The organism is Verrucomicrobiota bacterium (assembly GCA_016200005.1).
GTDB lineage: Bacteria > Verrucomicrobiota > Verrucomicrobiia > Limisphaerales > PALSA-1396 > PALSA-1396.
In genome coordinates, this window is record JACQFP010000085.1 from 45,909 (window position 1) to 61,838 (window position 15,930).

At 56.4% G+C, this 15,930-nt stretch carries 13 protein-coding genes; 9 read left to right on the top strand and 4 right to left on the bottom strand.

Annotation, left to right across the window (positions count from 1 at the left end; genetic code table 11):
• The first annotated feature begins 48 nt into the window (after nucleotides 1–48).
• From HY298_26740 to HY298_26755, 4 genes are all read left to right on the top strand, one after another.
• Entirely contained in the window at nucleotides 49–1,533 is a 1,485-nt protein-coding gene (locus HY298_26740) for a hypothetical protein (GenBank protein MBI3853839.1), read from the top strand.
• 65 nt (nucleotides 1,534–1,598) lie between these two features.
• On the top strand, nucleotides 1,599–3,311 hold the full coding sequence (gene rimO, locus HY298_26745) for a 30S ribosomal protein S12 methylthiotransferase RimO (protein MBI3853840.1): 1,713 nt from the start codon (nucleotides 1,599–1,601) through the stop codon (nucleotides 3,309–3,311).
• A 113-nt stretch (nucleotides 3,312–3,424) separates the two neighbouring features.
• Nucleotides 3,425–3,997, top strand: a complete 573-nt coding sequence (gene pgsA / locus HY298_26750) for a CDP-diacylglycerol--glycerol-3-phosphate 3-phosphatidyltransferase (GenBank protein MBI3853841.1) — start codon at nucleotides 3,425–3,427, stop codon at nucleotides 3,995–3,997.
• Between the two features lie 123 nt (nucleotides 3,998–4,120).
• Nucleotides 4,121–4,807, top strand: a complete 687-nt coding sequence (locus HY298_26755) for a phosphatidylglycerophosphatase A (GenBank protein ID MBI3853842.1) — start codon at nucleotides 4,121–4,123, stop codon at nucleotides 4,805–4,807.
• Here the strand turns inward: HY298_26755 and HY298_26760 are convergent.
• The 4 genes from HY298_26760 to HY298_26775 form a co-directional block, all read right to left on the bottom strand.
• Entirely contained in the window at nucleotides 4,804–5,310 is a 507-nt protein-coding gene (locus tag HY298_26760; GenBank protein ID MBI3853843.1) for a helix-turn-helix domain-containing protein, read from the bottom strand. The genes HY298_26755 and HY298_26760 overlap by 4 nt on opposite strands.
• A gap of 90 nt (nucleotides 5,311–5,400) precedes the next feature.
• Entirely contained in the window at nucleotides 5,401–6,297 is an 897-nt protein-coding gene (locus tag HY298_26765) for a lipid A deacylase LpxR family protein (protein ID MBI3853844.1), read from the bottom strand.
• A gap of 216 nt (nucleotides 6,298–6,513) precedes the next feature.
• Nucleotides 6,514–7,257 carry a hypothetical protein gene (locus tag HY298_26770; protein ID MBI3853845.1) on the bottom strand — a complete coding sequence of 248 codons (744 nt, stop codon included), beginning with the start codon at nucleotides 7,255–7,257 and terminating at the stop codon, nucleotides 6,514–6,516.
• A 118-nt stretch (nucleotides 7,258–7,375) separates the two neighbouring features.
• Entirely contained in the window at nucleotides 7,376–10,006 is a 2,631-nt protein-coding gene (locus HY298_26775; protein MBI3853846.1) for a DNA translocase FtsK, read from the bottom strand.
• Nucleotides 10,007–10,106: 100 nt separating this feature from the next.
• Here HY298_26775 and HY298_26780 point away from each other — a divergent pair, with 100 nt between their 5' ends.
• The 5 genes from HY298_26780 to HY298_26800 all read left to right on the top strand — a co-directional run bounded on the left by HY298_26780 (nucleotide 10,107) and on the right by HY298_26800 (nucleotide 15,755).
• Complete coding sequence (locus HY298_26780) at nucleotides 10,107–11,846, top strand: YihY family inner membrane protein (protein MBI3853847.1); 1,740 nt, start codon at nucleotides 10,107–10,109, stop codon at nucleotides 11,844–11,846.
• Nucleotides 11,843–12,946: an alanine dehydrogenase gene (gene ald / locus HY298_26785; GenBank protein MBI3853848.1), complete on the top strand. Its 1,104-nt coding sequence runs from the start codon at nucleotides 11,843–11,845 to the stop codon at nucleotides 12,944–12,946. The genes HY298_26780 and ald overlap by 4 nt, the downstream gene beginning before the upstream one ends.
• A 454-nt stretch (nucleotides 12,947–13,400) precedes the next feature.
• Nucleotides 13,401–13,871, top strand: a complete 471-nt coding sequence (locus HY298_26790) for a hypothetical protein (protein MBI3853849.1) — start codon at nucleotides 13,401–13,403, stop codon at nucleotides 13,869–13,871.
• On the top strand, nucleotides 13,846–14,406 hold the full coding sequence (locus tag HY298_26795) for a hypothetical protein (protein MBI3853850.1): 561 nt from the start codon (nucleotides 13,846–13,848) through the stop codon (nucleotides 14,404–14,406). Before HY298_26790 ends, HY298_26795 begins: the two co-directional genes overlap by 26 nt.
• Entirely contained in the window at nucleotides 14,403–15,755 is a 1,353-nt protein-coding gene (locus HY298_26800; GenBank protein ID MBI3853851.1) for a hypothetical protein, read from the top strand. Before HY298_26795 ends, HY298_26800 begins: the two co-directional genes overlap by 4 nt.
• Nucleotides 15,756–15,930: the final 175 nt, after the last annotated feature.

Consider the following 15,930-nt stretch of genomic DNA (forward strand, 5'->3'; position numbering starts at 1 on the left):
TTTGGGTATTTGGGTTTTTGGGTGCTTGGGTATTTGGCACTTCCGCAAATGAAACACGCCAAACTTTACAAAGCGATGTTAAGCGCCCTCGCCATCGTGCTTTTGATCGGCGTGTCGCAAGCTCAGCGCGTGCTGAACCGCGAGCGCGATCAACTCGGCCTCACGCGTGTTACGCCGTTGGAAAACGCGCCCCCGGTTCTGGCATTCACGACTGTGGCCCTCGGCGGGTTTCGTGGATTGATCTCCAACGCGCTTTGGATTCGCGCCAACGATCTGCAGGACGACGGCAAGTACTTTGAGATGGTTCAACTGGCCGACTGGATCACCAAGCTCGAACCGCACTTCACTCAGGTCTGGCTCGTGCAAGCCTGGAACATGGCTTACAACATCTCGGTAAAATTCAAGGACGCGCCCGACCGCTGGCGCTGGGTCAAGAGCGGCCTCGAGTTGCTGCGCGATGACGGCCTGCGTTACAATCCGAACGAGACGCTCATCTACCGCGAACTGGCGTGGTTCTTTCAACACAAGATGGGCGCGAACCTCGACGACGCCCACATGTATTACAAGCAGCAGTGGGCCAATGAAATGTCGAGCATCCTCGGCACAAACGAAACCAAGGTGAACTGGGACGCGCTGATCCATCCGACAACGGAAGGGGAGTTGCAACGGACGATGCTGTTGACGAACAAATACAAGATGGACCCCAAGTTCATGAAGGAAGTCAACGATCATTACGGACCGCTGGAATGGCGCTTGCCCGAGGCGCACGCCATCTATTGGGCGGCGTTGGGACTGGAAAAGGCCAAACTTAACGAGCGGAAGATCAATCCGGAAGAGTTGATCACGTTGCGCCGCGTCATTTATCAATCCATGCAGTTGAGCTTTCAACGCGGGCGGCTGGTGGCGAACAGATTTCAGAAACGATTCGAGTTCGGTCCCAATCTCGACATCATCCCCAAAGTCAGCGCCGCCTACGAACAGCAGATGGCCGAGGACGAAAAGGACCGCGACCACATCGGCCGGGGACACAAGAATTTTTTGAAGGACGCGGTCTATTTTCTCTACGCCAACAACCGGGAAAAGGACGCCGCTTACTGGTTCAAATACCTGCGCCAGAAATATCCCGATGCCCTTCCGGCAAAACAGACGCTCGATGAATACGCCGTGAGCCGGGTGCAGGAGGAAGTGGGCGACAAATCGCCCGACCGCACCGAAGCGATGCTGGAGGGCATGTTGGCCAGTGCGTTTTATAGTTGGGCCATCGATGAAGATGACCGCGCCGAAGCTCTGGATCGGATGGTGAAGCAGTACTGGACGCGCTTCCAATCCGAGATCAAAGGTTCGGAAGGTAGAGTTGGGCTGCGACCACTTAGCGAAATAAAAAAGATCGTTCTGGATCGCCTGCTTGATCCTGAAAACGGCTTTCCGTTTGAGATGCGGGCCGTGTTGCGCACCAAGCTACGCATGCCGGCTGAAAGCGCGCCTGCTCCGGCTACAACCAACGCACCGCCGGCTGCCGCAGCGAAACCGTAAGAGCGGGCATCCGTTGCATCCAATGATTGCCTTGCGTCTCTCCTCTCGCGTAAGCTTTCGGGTCTGTGACGAAGGTTAATACCACCCAACGCCCGGTGCGTATCGGTCTGATTTCGCTCGGTTGCGCGAAAAATCTGGTCGATGCCGAGATCATGCTCGGCGCACTCATCCAGAGCGGCGTGGAAATCACCAACGACGCGGCCACCGCCGACGTGGTCATCGTCAACACCTGCTCGTTCATCGACAGCGCGCAGGAGGAGAGCGTCGATACCATCCTGGAATCAACGGAACTGCGTGAGGCGAAGAATCGTGGCCAGGGACTGATCGTTTCCGGCTGTCTGCCACAGCGTTTCCGCGAAGAACTGCCGAAGTTGCTGCCCGAAGTGGATGCGTTCATGGGCATTGATCAGGTAGCCCAGGTCGGGAACATTGTTCAACAGGCGCTGGTGCACCGCGCCGGGCGAATTCAAAATGGAAAATTAAAAATTAAAAACCCCAAATCGGAAATCGCGGCTCGGCTTGCCGAACTGGCTAAGTCGAGTGTACCTGCGGAACACGAAAACGAACAATCCCTTCGCCGCAGCGAAAAGCTTGGCAAGACCAAAACCGTCGTCACACCAGTCACGCCTCACGACTCACGCAACACGCAGCACGCCCCGCTGGTCGATGTCAACACACGCCCCACCTACATCCCCGACTTTGCCACGCCGCGTTTTCGTCTCACGCCGCGCCATTTCGCCTACGTGAAAATTGCCGAAGGCTGCAATCATCCGTGCAGCTTCTGCATCATTCCCCGGATGCGCGGCAGCCATCGCAGCCGGCAGCAGAGCGACATCGTGCGGGAAGCGCGGGCGTTGATCGCCGACGGCGTGAAGGAGTTGAACTTGATTTCGCAGGACTCAACCTATTACGGACTCGATCTGAGAGCGGGCCACAGTCGCGCAATTTCGTCGCCGGAGAAATTCAAAGCTGCCGCAAAATCTTTACCGGTCAATGCCACCACGCTCTGCACCTTGTTGCGCGAACTCAATTCGCTCGAGGGCGATTTCTGGATCCGCCTGCTCTACACGCACCCGGCGCATTGGACAGATGAATTGATTCAAACCATTGCCGAATGTCCAAAGGTGGCGCGCTACGTCGATATTCCGCTGCAACACATTCACGAAAACATGCTCGAACGGATGCGCCGTGAGACCAGCGAACAATACATCCGCGACCTCATCCAGAGAATCCGCTCCGGCATTCCCGGCATTACCTTGCGCACAACATTCATCGTCGGCTTTCCTGGCGAAACGGAAAAATATTTCCAAACGCTGCTCGACTTCATCCACGAAACGAAGTTTGAACGCCTCGGCGTGTTCACTTACTCGAAGGAGGAAGGCACGCGCGCCGGCAACATGCAGGGTCAGATTCCTGATAAGATCAAAAAACAACGACGCGCCCGGGCGATGGCCGAGCAACACCAGGTCGCGGTGCAAGTCTCCGAATCGTTCGTTGGTCGCACCCTTAAAGTACTGGTGGAAAGCGAAGCCAGCGCAAAAGCACTGGGCCGCGCCAACGTATTTTCCTGGGAGCATGGGTTGATCCGTGACCAGGAAACTCTGAACCCTCAACCCTCAACCCTCAAGTATTTGATCGCCCGTGGCGAGGCCGACGCGCCGGACATCGATGGTCGCGTTTGTGTGCGAGGCAGATTGCCGATTGGCGAATTTGCGCAAGTGAGGATCATCGGTCACACGGATTACGATTTGATTGCTGAGCCGGCGAGGGGACAATGACCCAAATACCCAAATATCCAAATACTCAAGGGCTGAGAGCCTTCCACCTCGCGTCTTGGGTATTTGGATATTTGGGTATTTAGGTTTTTGCGTCTTTGCATTAAAACAAAACCATGAACCTGCCAAACAAACTGACACTTTCCCGCTTCATGCTGACGGTCGCGTTCCTGGTGGTCCTGCTTTCGCAGTCGCGTTACCACCCAACTCTGGCCCTGGTCCTTTTCATTGCCGCCAGTTTGACGGATTATTTCGACGGCCGGATCGCACGGCGCGACCAGCTCATCACGAACTTCGGCGTGTTGATGGACCCGCTGGCGGACAAGATACTGGTCTGCTCCGCGTTTATCGCGTTCGTCGATCGCGGCTGGATGCCGGTGTGGATGGTAGTGGTCATCGTGGCGCGCGAGCTGGCGATCACCGGCTTGCGGTTGCTGGCGGCGTCGAAACAGGTGGTGCTGGCAGCGGAAGGCTATGGCAAACACAAAACCATTTCACAAATCGTGGCGATCATTTCGATTCTCGTCCTCCAGAGTTATCCTGAATGGGGCGACTGGTCGAAGGCGATTTTAGATTGGTGGGTGCCGTATTTCACGGCTGTGTCAAAATGGGTGGCGGTCGTGCTGACTTTCACTTCTGGCGCACTTTATCTTTGGAACAATCGAAGGTTGTATTTGGACGATCTATGAGTTGGTAGCATGGGAGCCGACACTTTTTCAAACATGATGTTTGCGAATTGGTTTGGGGGATGGGAGATAGTGTTGATTCTGGCCGTCATCCTTATTCTACTTGGTACCAAAAAGCTGTCTGACATGGGGAAGGGCTTCAACCAAGGTTTTAATGAGTTGTTGAAAGCGACCAGAGATGTGGCAGACGAATTGGGGGACAAAGAGCAGCGAGTAACCGGCGTTGTTTATGAGGCAATAACGCCCGACAGTCGGACGGCAGACTTTACCTTTCGTACCCAAACTGAAAATGATTCGTCCGTTATCCTTTTCATTGCACAAGGGTTTGGCGTGGGGCGAATACCGTTTGCGCCCGGCACGTTCGGTTCGCTAGTTGGCCTGCTCTGGTTCCTGGCTTTGCTCTCGACGGGAAATGTATTGTTGTTCCTGACTGGTTCGATTGCGGGAGTTGCGGTGTCCGTCTGGCTTTGCGACAAGGCCGAAAGCATTTTGAGGCAACGTGATCCACGCTCTGTGGTGCTGGACGAAATTGTTGCGGTGCCATTCTGTTTCGCCAGTTGGGTCGCCGTGTTATTTTTCAAAAACGGCCACCTGCCCGCTCCCGAATATTTCTTCTCCAGCGACACATGGCTGCTAACGGCTGGAGTTTTCGCAGCCTTCCGCTTTTTTGACGTCTTGAAGCCATGGCCGGTGCGGCAAAGCCAGTCGTTGCCCGGCGGCTGGGGCGTGACGATGGATGATCTGCTGGCGGCGGCTAATGTTAACGTAACCGTGCTTTTGGTTTACTGCGCTAAAATGTCTTTTGCTCTCTAGCGGCGCGGCGGCGCCGGCGGCAGCGGGAGGAGTTCGCCGGAAACGTTTTGCGTTGGTTGATACAGCCCCGGAGTCAGGCCGGCGAGCGGGTCGGCGTTTCGGTAATGTCGCCACCACAGAGCGATCACGATCAGGCTGATCAACGCCAGGGCGACGCCGAGTGCGATCAGTGCGGTGCGCCGGTTTACCTTGGAAAACTGGAGCATGATAAAATCCACAGCGGTGCGCGGTTGATCGGAGAGCGGTGGCGGCTCACTGAATTGTTCGGTCTGACTCAACTCTTCGTCCAGTGCGGCCATGATCTGCGGCACGTCCAGTTTGAGCACAGCGGCGTAGCTGCGGACAAACCCGCGAATATAGACCGTGGCGGAAAACACTTGGAAATTCCCTTCTTCCAGCGCCCGGACGTGGTCGGTCCGAATTTTGGTAATCTCGGCCACCTGGTACACAGTGAGGTTCTGGGCCTCCCGGCCTTCGCGGAGTTGTTCGGCTACCGTCGGCATGACGGCCTTAAATAGCGATTTTGTTCATCACTTGGCAATCACAGAAAAGCGGAGCAAACTTTTCCGCTCCGAAATTTCAAGGAATGCGTTTTAAAATTTGTATTTGATGAACAGGGAACCGAAACGGTCCTCCTGGATTTGTTTCACGAATTCTGGGGTGCGGTGAACGAAAGTGTAGCCCAACTCCCACCGGCGCAGCGCAAATGCAAACCCGCTTTTCCATTCGCCCACAAATGCCTCTTTGGCGACGTGATGGCCGTCGCGCAGAAGGTTGCCGTCAAGAAAAACCGTGTAAAGCACCGCCCGCCCTTCCACGCCCGTGAACAAATAAAATCCCCATCGTCCGCCGGTGCGGGAAGGCGACCAACCGCCTTCAGTTGTGATCAGCGAATCGATGGTTTGCGCGCCGAAATCGTCCGGCAGGTTCCAGCCCAGTCGGACGGTTGCCCCGAGTCGGAAGGAAGTATCGACGTTGCCAAGACTGGCCCCCGCGTGTGGAATGAAATCGACGTAGCGCACGTTTTCTTGCGCAGGTGAGAAGCGCCAGGAGCGCTGGTATTTCAACGCCAGTCCCGGCTCGTCCTTGAGTTGATGGGCCCAACCCGCCGGTTTGGCGGAGTTGTCGAGTTCGTGAAACAACGCCTGGGACACTTCCGCGAGTGACGCCCGACCAATGGCGCCGAAATCCAGTTGAAAGCTTTCCAGCATCGGTTGATTGCCAAAAGCCAAGCCACGCCGCTGAAGAATGAAACCGCTGTAAAGCCACCCGGCGTACGGGCGGTCGTTTGACACCAAGGTTTTCACCCCGATGTCGAGTGGGGTATAGATGCTCTGGCCCAGTTCATAGCCAAATTTCTCGGTGCGGAGCGAGAAACCCCACGCGGGAATTTTTGCGGAAAGGCCGGCGGCCCAGCGCGGCAGGACACCATCCTCCTGCAGATAGGCGACCTTGAATCCTTGTGTGTAATGCCCGTCGGTGTGAAACATGAAGTCGTTCTCTTCAATGAACGTACACACCGGCCCCTGATCAAAGGATTGAGGAAAAGCTGGCGTGGGTTGACCCAGAACCGAGGCCAACATTATTCCGGCGGCAATCCACTGACACCCGCGCACAGTTTGATTCACACCCAGGTTTTTGAACAGTTTAACCGCGGAGAGGGTCACGCCCCTGCCCGCTCATTTCCAGCATCGACTGATTGATTGCTAAACAGTCCGCAGCGTAATTTCATCATCACCCTGCATCGCTGAAAAGGCCAGGTAAGGAAAAAAAACCAGGTTCAGCACGGGCAGAAACACGAGGAGCACGAGCCACGCGCTTTTTCCCAGCGCCTCACAAAGCTTTGCGCACAAATAGATGAAGACGAAAACGCCCGGCAGCACAAATAGATATAACAGGAAGAGCCACGGCGAAATGCCGGCGGCGCGGTGCAGCGGAATCAACTGCAGAAAAGGCAGCCAGATCAACGGCCCCGGCTCGGTCTTTACCTTGAGGCAGATTCTCCTCATGCAGAATGAGTAAAAAAGGTGAAGCACCAACCACACGGCCAAGACCACGAGCAACAACGTGCCCAAATTGACACCACTAGCCTTGAGTTTGTCCTCGTATGAACTGCTGGTGCTGCGAAGGAATTCGGTGGCTTTGGTCTGTCGTATTTTGGCGGTTAATGACTCCAATTGGCTGGCCAAGGGACTGGGCTTATCCGGTTCCGCCGGCGCGTAGCCCAGTTTTTTCAATTCTTCGGGGTTCAGGTCTTTGAGCTTGAAACTGCTCAAGCCGCCGGCATGGCTGATGAACACCGCTGTTCTCGTCTTATTGAGGATCGTGACATTGGAATAGGTTTGCGAGCCGATCTTGAGTATTTCGAAGGTTTCATCCGCGCCCAGGGAATTCCCCACCCACATGGTCAGCAGGGTCAGAATCAGTAATGGGAGACGTCGAATGATCATTAAATGGAGCTTTGGCCGTTCACGCGTTGTCACCTTTTAAACCCAGCACCGCATCCGCGCACAAGTCAATAAAAGGAAACCGCACGGATTGCAATTCCTAAACCGCGGACAATTCACCTCATTGTTCTCCTCCATCCGCCCCGCCGCCGTCGAGGTCGATGAGAATGTCCCGCGGCTCGGCGCCCTTGCTGGGACCGACGACACCACGATTTTCCAGTTCGTCCATGATGCGGGCCGCGCGCGTGTAGCCGAGGCGCAGGCGGCGTTGCATCAAGGAAACGCTGGCTTTCTGTTCGCTGCGAATCACTTCGATGCATTGCTGCATGAGTTCCTCGTCTTCGTCAATTCCGCTTTCATTGTCAAAGTTGCCCGCGGGTTTGGAGAGTTGTCGGTGTATCTCCATTTCGTAGCTCGGTTTGCCCTGCTTGGCGATGAAGTCCACAATGGTTTGAATTTCGTGATCCGTGATGAGCGCGCCCTGGGCGCGAATCAGTTTGGCCGAACCGGGCGGCAGATAAAGCATGTCGCCTTTGCCGAGCAATTTGTCGGCGCCCATCGCGTCGAGAATCGTGCGCGAATCCACTTTGGCGGCGACTTGGAACGCGATGCGCGCGGGAATGTTCGCCTTGATGACGCCCGTGATGACATCGACACTGGGCCGTTGCGTGGCGACGATGCAATGGATGCCGGCCGCGCGCGCCATCTGCGTGATGCGGGCGATGGCCATCTCAACGTCGGCGGGCGCCACCAACATCAGGTCGGCCAACTCGTCGATGATGACCACGATGTAACTGAGCTTGTCGGGAATGACGATGTCCTCCTCGCGCGGCACCACGATTTCCTCGTCCACCTCGACGGCAAATCCGTCCGAGCCGGCTTCGACCTTTTCCTTTTTAGCCATGAGCGGAAGTTCGGGTTCGGTTTGTCGTATCGGCTTGTGCTTGGGCCGCTCGTTGAACGATTTGATGTTCCGCACCCCGACGCGCGCAAAAATCTGGTAGCGCTTTTCCATTTCGTTGACGACCCAGCGCAAGGCGAGGATGACTTTCTTCGGATCGGTCACGACCGGCACGACGAGGTGCGGCAAGGTGTTGTAATGTTGCAGCTCGACCACCTTGGGATCGATCATCACAAAACGAAGCTGATCGGGCGAAAAACGAAAAAGCAACGAGGCAATGATGGCATTGATGCAAACCGATTTGCCGGAGCCGGTGCTGCCGGCGATCATCAGGTGCGGCATTTCACCGAGGTCGGCCACGATTGGGTGACCGTAAACGTCCTTGCCCAGCGCCAGCGGAATTCGGGCCTTCGTACTCCGCCACTCCTCGGACTCCAACAAGTCGCGCATGATGACCTTGGTCTTGATCAGGTTCGGAACTTCCACCCCCACCGAACTTTTGCCGGGCACTGGTGCAAGGATGTGAATGCGTTCGGCTTTGAGCGCGGCAGCGATGTTGTTGCTGAGTGCGGTGATTTTTTCGAGCTTCACACCGGGCGCGGGATGCAACTCGTAGCGAGTGATGGTCGGGCCTTTGGTGATGTCGCCCAGCGAAACCTCGATTTCAAACTGCGCGAGCGTCTGTTGCATCAGCCTCGCATTGGCCATCAATTCTTCCTTCGACTCGGTTGGCTTGATGGTGGCGTCGGGATACTGAAGAAAATCAATCGACGGCAACTGGTAGTTGCCGATCAATGGGGTGGCGGCGACAGCGATTGGCTTCGGTTTCTTCGGCGCAGGTTTCGGCTTTGTAACCGGCGGTGCGGGAGCAGCCGAAACAGGATCGATGTGGATCGCGGGTTCTGATTTGGCATCGCCCGCTGGCTTATCCGCTTCTTCTGGTTTTGATTTGCCGATCGGTTCCAGCTCCTTGCCCAAGACATCCGCGGTGGTTGCGGCGGCGACTTCGCGGGCGGGAATGATTTCGACTTCGTCGGGTGGCGCTGGTTCTTTCGGCAGTTCTGCCGCCTTCTTGGAGCGGGGTGTGGCGGTGGCGGTTCTGGCCTGCGGCACACTCAGATCCCGAACGGTCGGTTCGGGCACGGGGCGGAGATCGGCGCCGAGGCCGGCCTTTTCCACCTGCTCGTGCAGTTTGCGTGCCTGCTTTTCGAGTTCACGGGCGCGGCGTTCGAGCGCTTTTTCTTCCGCGGTCATGCCCTCCACGGTTTCCGTTTTGGGCGACCACAAACCGCGCAGCCAGTCGCCGAGGCCGAAATTGGTCAGGAACAACAAGCTGATGAAATAGAGCGTCGCGTAAATGATGGCGGCGCCGACCTTGCCGAGCATCCAGAAGGCATATTCGTAGGTGAAGTAACCGAGCCAGCCACCCACGCTCTGCGTCGCCAATTTCTCCTTGGCTGCGCCCAGCCATCCGCCCGACTCCATCATGTGCAGGAGGCCCGTGAGGGACATCAAGAGCATCGTCGCCCACAGGATTGACCACCGTGATCGCTCCCGCAGATACCCCAGGAAGTTGAACAAATACGCCACGCCGAAAGCGGTCAACAGCAGCGGCACCGCATAAGCCCCGACCCCGAGCACGACGAAGAAGGCGAATGCCAGATGGGCGCCAATGGTACCGATCCAGTTGTGCGTGGGATGATTCGGTGGATTGCGAATGAACGAGAGATCGTAACGGTCGAAGGAAAGCTGGGCCACCATGAGCAACAACGCACCGGCGATCAGCACCACGCCAATGATGTCGTTAAACCCACGCGCCGATGTCGAGTCGGTCGATTCCTTTCGAGCCATGGGTGCACGTTAACAGTTTGAGATTCAAAGTTCAAAGTTGAAATACGCCACGTCGCCCGATTGACTTGCCCCGGCGCTTTGTTAGCGTTGCGGCAGCGTCATGTCGAAAAAATCTTTTGCCCGTCTCGCGCGCATTGTAACTGGCGCTTTTGGCGCAGCAGGCGACGAGACGTTTTCTCTGGAAGCCGGCCTGTCGCGGTTCGAGAAGTTCGTCCACTTCTGGGTGCTGGTGGTGGGCAGCTTTCGGCGCAACCGCTGTCCGGTCCGCGCCTCCGCGCTTTCCTTCACCACGCTGCTCGCGCTCATCCCCATGCTCGCCGTGGCCATGAGCGTCACCACCATGTTTCTCAAGTCCGAGGGACAGGGGCAGATTGAGTCATTCATCGAGAAGTTCGTGGAACAGATGATCCCGACGCCGATGGCTGAAACGAGCGGCTCGCCTGACGCCGCGGAGTCTCCAGACACGAACGCGCCGCCAGCAGTTCCACCCGGCAACGACTTGGTAACGACGGCTGTCGGTGAAAGCAAGCCGACGGAGAGCGCTGGCCAGACGAATGCCCCGGCGTCGCCGATTCGTGACGAGCGTGTGGTGGCCGTGCAAAAAAAAGCGGCGGGTAAAATCCATGAATTCATCCAAAACGCGTACAGCGGCCGGATTGGCGTGGTGGGGGTGGTGTTCCTGTTGTGGACGGCGATCGTGATGTTGACGCGCGTGGAAGAAACGTTCAACGACATCTGGGGCGTGACGCAAGGGCGAAACTGGCTTTCCCGCGTTGTGCTGTATTGGGCGACGATCACGCTCGGGCCGCTGCTGCTGGTTGGGGCGCTGGGATTGGCCACGGGATCGCATTTTCAGAAGACGCGCGCTTTCATCACCGATGTGCCATTTGTCGAACCGGTGTTCTCCCAACTGCTGCCGGTGATCGTGATCACGATCACTTTTGCGCTCTTCTACAAATTGATGCCCAACACCAGGGTGCAGTTCGGCGCGGCGCTGGTGGGCGGCGCGCTCGCGGGAACGGCGTGGCACCTGTTCAACGTGTTCAGTCTCTATGTCGGGTCGCGCGCCGTGAACGCCAGCAAAATCTACGGCAGTCTCGCGCTCGTGCCCTTGCTCATGCTCGGACTTTACACCGTGTGGGTGATCGTGCTGTTCGGCGCGCAAGTGGCCTACGCGTACCAGAATCGCGAATCATATTTGCAGGAAAAGCTCGCCGAGAATGTGAATCAACGCGGGCGCGAGTTCGTGGCGTTACGGCTGATGACGTGCATCGGCCAGCGGTTTAATCGCGGCCAGCCGCCGCCCACGGTGCGGGAAATGTCCCGCGAGCTCGGCATCCCGAGCAAGCTTGTGCAGCAGGTTTTGCAGACGTTGCTCGCCGCGCGGCTCGTGGTGGAAGTCTCCGGAACGGAGGGCGGTTATTCCCCGGCGCGCCCACTCGAAGCGATCAACGGCCATCACATCCTGCTCGCCATGCGCGCCACACAGGGGCAGGAATTGGTCACGCGTGATGAACCGGTGCGCCTGGAGGTTTATGGCGAGTTCGCCCGCATCCAGGCGGCGGAAAAGGCGGCGGCGTCATCGGTCACGATGCTGGCACTGGTCAACCGCGCGCAGGCGCGTTTGGAGATCGCGTCGCCAACCGTACCGGAAAAGGAAATCAATGCGACGACCGGCGTGGTCGAGGTGACGGAATTGCCCAACGAACCGGCTTTGGCCACAGTGCCCGAAGTTACGCCGACGGAAGACGGAATTAAACCCGCTTCACCCCAGCTACGCGCAACGACCGGCCCCATGGCCGAGGTCTCCACCGACGACAACCAAACCTTTCCTTTATGATTATTGGCGTCCCCAAGGAGATTAAGGAGTACGAGTATCGCGTGGCGCTGTTGCCATCGGCCGCCTATCAACTGATCAAGCGCGGCCATTCGGTGGTGGTGGAGCGCGGGGCGGGCGCCGGCGCGGGTTTTCCGGACGCCGAATACGAACAGGCCGGCGCGAAGTTGGTGGCCGCGCACACCGCGGTGTTCGAACAGGCCGAGCTCATTGTGAAGGTGAAGGAGCCCTTGCCCGGCGAATACTCTTTGCTGCGAGCGGGTCAGTTGCTGTTCACGTATCTTCACCTCGCCGCGAGCAAACCACTCACCCAGGCTCTCCTCGAATCCGGTGTCATCGCGTTGGCGTACGAGACCGTGGAAGTTAATCGCCGCCTGCCGCTGCTCGAACCGATGAGCGAAATTGCCGGGCGGATGAGTGTGCTGGTGGGTGGCTACTTTCTGGCCAGACACATCGGCGGCAGCGGCGTGTTGCTGGGTGGCGTGCCGGGTGTGTTGCCGGGAAAGGTGGTGGTGCTGGGTGGTGGCACCTCGGGCATCAACGCGGCACGCATGGCCCAGGGGCTTGGCGCGGACGTAACGATTCTCGAAGTGGACTGGGAGCGGATGCGTTTTCTGGACATCACACTGCACACGGCCCACACACTTTACTCGAACGAAGCGCATATGATGGAGCTTCTGCCAGAAGTGGACCTGCTCATCGGTGCGGTGCTGGTGCCCGGTGCCCGAGCGCCGAAATTGATCAACAGGGAAATGTTGCGCCGGATGGGACCCGGCAGCGTGCTGGTGGACATCGCGATCGACCAGGGCGGTTGCGCCGAAACTTCCCGTCCCACCACCCACCATGATCCCGTATTTGTGGAGGAGGGTGTGATTCATTATTGCGTGGCGAACATGCCGGGCGCTTATGCGCGCACCGCAACGCAGGCGCTGACCAATGTGACCTATCGCTATATCGAGATGTTAGCCGATCACGGCCTTGCGGAAACGTGCCAGCGACTACCGGCCTTTATTAGCGGCATCAATGTGATGGCGGGAAAAGTCACACACAAGGCCGTCGCCGAAGCGCACGGAATGCCGTATTCACCACCCGAGTTCGAGTGACCAGAAGACGGAAGTCCACATCGCACGATCGCCTCGGTGACCACACAAAAACTGATCGGTATTTCGTCGTTAATCTTCGTTCGGCAACTGAGTTCTCTCATTCGGTTGAAATCCGCTCGCTGCCAAATGCATTGAATATCAAGTTTGCGGGAGGAAGTGTTGTTGAACGTACGAGGTCAACCTCGAATCGATCAACAATCACGCTTCATTGGCGGGCAGATATCGATCCTGATCCAGCGTTTTATCGCCTCGTAAATAGACATTGTTTGTCCATTCGAAAGACACAACTCACGAGAGTGCGGAAACATTGCGAGTCCTATTCTTCTCATTTAAGCATCGGCTACTTCGCGAAAGGCCGTCGGCATCTTTGCTGGGATGCCCCCTGTTTGTCAGAAGCCAAGCGTCAACGCAATTGGCAAGTCACTTGCTATTCACAATAAAAAACAGTGAACGTATGAAGATTGAACAGGAGGTTTGCTCCAAGGCTTATGGTCGGCTCGGCGGGTTCTCGCTCGTCGAAACCGTCGTTGGGATGGGGATTATGGGTGTAGCTGCTCTGGCGCTCCTCTCGGGATTTACAGGTGGTTTTTTCACGATGCAAATGGCCCGTGAAAATCAGCGCGCCACCCAGATTATTCTGGAAAAGACTGAAACCATCCGACTTTACAATTGGGATCAGGTTAATTCCAACGGCTTCATCCCCTCCACGTTTACCGCGACTTATGACCCGCAGGGCACCAACAGTTCGGTTGGGACGATTTACAACGGTACCCTGATCATCACGAATGTGGGCATTAACGCGTCATACAGCAACGACATGAAACGGGTGATCGTCACACTCAATTGGCAGACCGGAAACGTGAACCGTAGCCGGACCTACACAACCTTTATTGGCCGCAATGGAATTCAAAATTACATCTACTGAATTTCGTGCCCCTTCCAGCGTGACCGGCATGCTGTTGGTTGAGATGCTGGTGGCGCTCGCAATCGGGTCACTGCTGGTGCTCGTCCTTTGCGCACTTTCTTACTACAGCACCTATAGCTTTGTTTCGCTCGCCAACTATGTCGATTTGGACCGTTTCAATCGCAATGCCATGGACACCATGACCAAGGAAATGCGCCAAACCAAGCGAGTTACTAGTTTTGCGACCAACAGCATCACGTTCGAGGATTACGATGGACGTGCCCTGACCTACACTTACAACCCCGGAGCAAAGACGTTGACCAGACTCAAGGACGGTGCGACCACCCAGGTGATGACTTATTGCGATTCCCTCTATTTCACAATCAACCAGCGAAATCCTGTGGGTGGCTCCTACGATGTTTACCCGGTAGCGACCGCTGGCACCGCCAAGGTCGTCAACGTCACCTGGAGATGTTCCCACACCATTCTCGGCCGAGTAGCCAATACAGAAAACGTTCAAACCGCGCGAATCGTCATCCGCAAACAAGGCACATGAAAACACGACTCATCCAAACACCAACGCTCCGAGGCAACACGTTGCTCGTCACGTTGTTCATCACCTCGATCATCGGCATTGTTTTGGCCAGTTACCTCACGCTGGTTCGAAATCAAAACTCTCTCACCATGCGTTCGCAAGCGTGGAATTCCGCCATCACCGTGATTGAAGCGGGCATTGAGGAGGGTCTGACTCATCTCAATGCGCACGGCACGACCAACCTTCTGTGCGATGGTTGGACGCTGAGTGGCGGTTTGTACTCCATGACGCGCACGATCGGCGATAGTTACTACGTCGTAACCATTTCCTCTGATTTCAATCCCGCCATTGTTTCTTACGGTTACGTACCGTTGCCTTCGTACGCAATGGTGAATCAGAATTCATTTTTTGCGACTGCCGGCGTCAACTACGATTCCGCACCCTACGTCAACCGCGCGGTTCGCGTGACCACCCGGCGCAACGGCACTTTCACCAAGGCGATGGTGGCCAAGCAGACCATCGACATGAACGGGAACAACATCGAGACCGATAGCTTTGACTCAACTAATCCAACGTATAGCACAGGTGGCCAGTACGACGTTACGAAGCGGAAAGACAATGGAGATGTCGCCAGCAATGACACCATCGTCAACTCCATCAACGTCGCCAATGCCAATATCCGAGGTCACGTCTCCACCGGGCCACATGGCACCGTCAACGTCGGTCCGAATGGGGTTGTGGGCAACGCCAATTGGGTCAACGCTGGCAATCACGGCATCCAGCCGGGGTACTTTACTGACGATATGAATGTGACTTTTAATGATGTTTCTGCGCCGTTCAACGGTGGGGCGGCCTCGCCCAGCGGGGGAAATTACAACGGCGACTCCTACACCTACATCCTCGGCACCGATAATTACCAGATGTCGAGTCTCAGCATGAGTGGGAGTAAGAACATGATTGTGACTGGAAACGCAGTTTTGTATGTAACTGGCAATGCAAGCCTGAGTGGCAATGCCTACATAAAAATAGCGCCAGGCGCCACCTTGAAGATGTATGTCGCGGGAAGTGCGTCTCTTAACGGGAATGGAATCATAAACCAGAGCCAGTACGCCACGAACTTCATGTATTATGGGTTGCCCTCCAATACTACTCTTTCGCTCACTGGCAACGGGACTTTTAAAGGCGTGATCTATGCGCCCAGTGCGGAGTTCAGCTTAAACGGTGGCGGTTCAGGCACTGACGATTTTATTGGCGCCAGCGTGACAAAAACCGTGACTATGAACGGCCACTTCAAATTCCACTATGACGAAGCCCTCATTGGTTTCGGTGGTGGCGGAAAATACATCGTCACCTCCTGGAACGAGATCTGACAGCAATGCTGATTGAATTCCTGAAGATCCCGTCAGTGGGCAGCATTTGCCCTGGCAAGAACCCGGGGATCGTCTGACGACCACGCGTGGGCCGACACATTTGGAACGGCACAAGGCCTCGCGAGATTAACTCTTTCTAACGCGCCCAGCTTGGGAAGAAGCAGGCTTGCAGTCG

Coding starts and splice junctions, on each gene's coding strand:
- HY298_26740 (MBI3853839.1), top strand. CDS start 49: ATGAAACACGCCAAACTTTACAAAGCGATGTTAAGCGCCCTCGCCATC.
- ald (MBI3853848.1), top strand. CDS start 11,843: ATGATTATTGGCGTCCCCAAGGAGATTAAGGAGTACGAGTATCGCGTG.
- pgsA (MBI3853841.1), top strand. CDS start 3,425: ATGAACCTGCCAAACAAACTGACACTTTCCCGCTTCATGCTGACGGTC.
- HY298_26755 (MBI3853842.1), top strand. CDS start 4,121: ATGGGGAAGGGCTTCAACCAAGGTTTTAATGAGTTGTTGAAAGCGACC.
- HY298_26795 (MBI3853850.1), top strand. CDS start 13,846: ATGGAATTCAAAATTACATCTACTGAATTTCGTGCCCCTTCCAGCGTG.
- HY298_26775 (MBI3853846.1), bottom strand. CDS start 10,006: ATGGCTCGAAAGGAATCGACCGACTCGACATCGGCGCGTGGGTTTAAC.
- HY298_26800 (MBI3853851.1), top strand. CDS start 14,403: ATGAAAACACGACTCATCCAAACACCAACGCTCCGAGGCAACACGTTG.
- HY298_26765 (MBI3853844.1), bottom strand. CDS start 6,297: ATGTTTCACACCGACGGGCATTACACACAAGGATTCAAGGTCGCCTAT.
- HY298_26780 (MBI3853847.1), top strand. CDS start 10,107: ATGTCGAAAAAATCTTTTGCCCGTCTCGCGCGCATTGTAACTGGCGCT.
- HY298_26760 (MBI3853843.1), bottom strand. CDS start 5,310: ATGCCGACGGTAGCCGAACAACTCCGCGAAGGCCGGGAGGCCCAGAAC.
- HY298_26790 (MBI3853849.1), top strand. CDS start 13,401: ATGAAGATTGAACAGGAGGTTTGCTCCAAGGCTTATGGTCGGCTCGGC.
- HY298_26770 (MBI3853845.1), bottom strand. CDS start 7,257: ATGATCATTCGACGTCTCCCATTACTGATTCTGACCCTGCTGACCATG.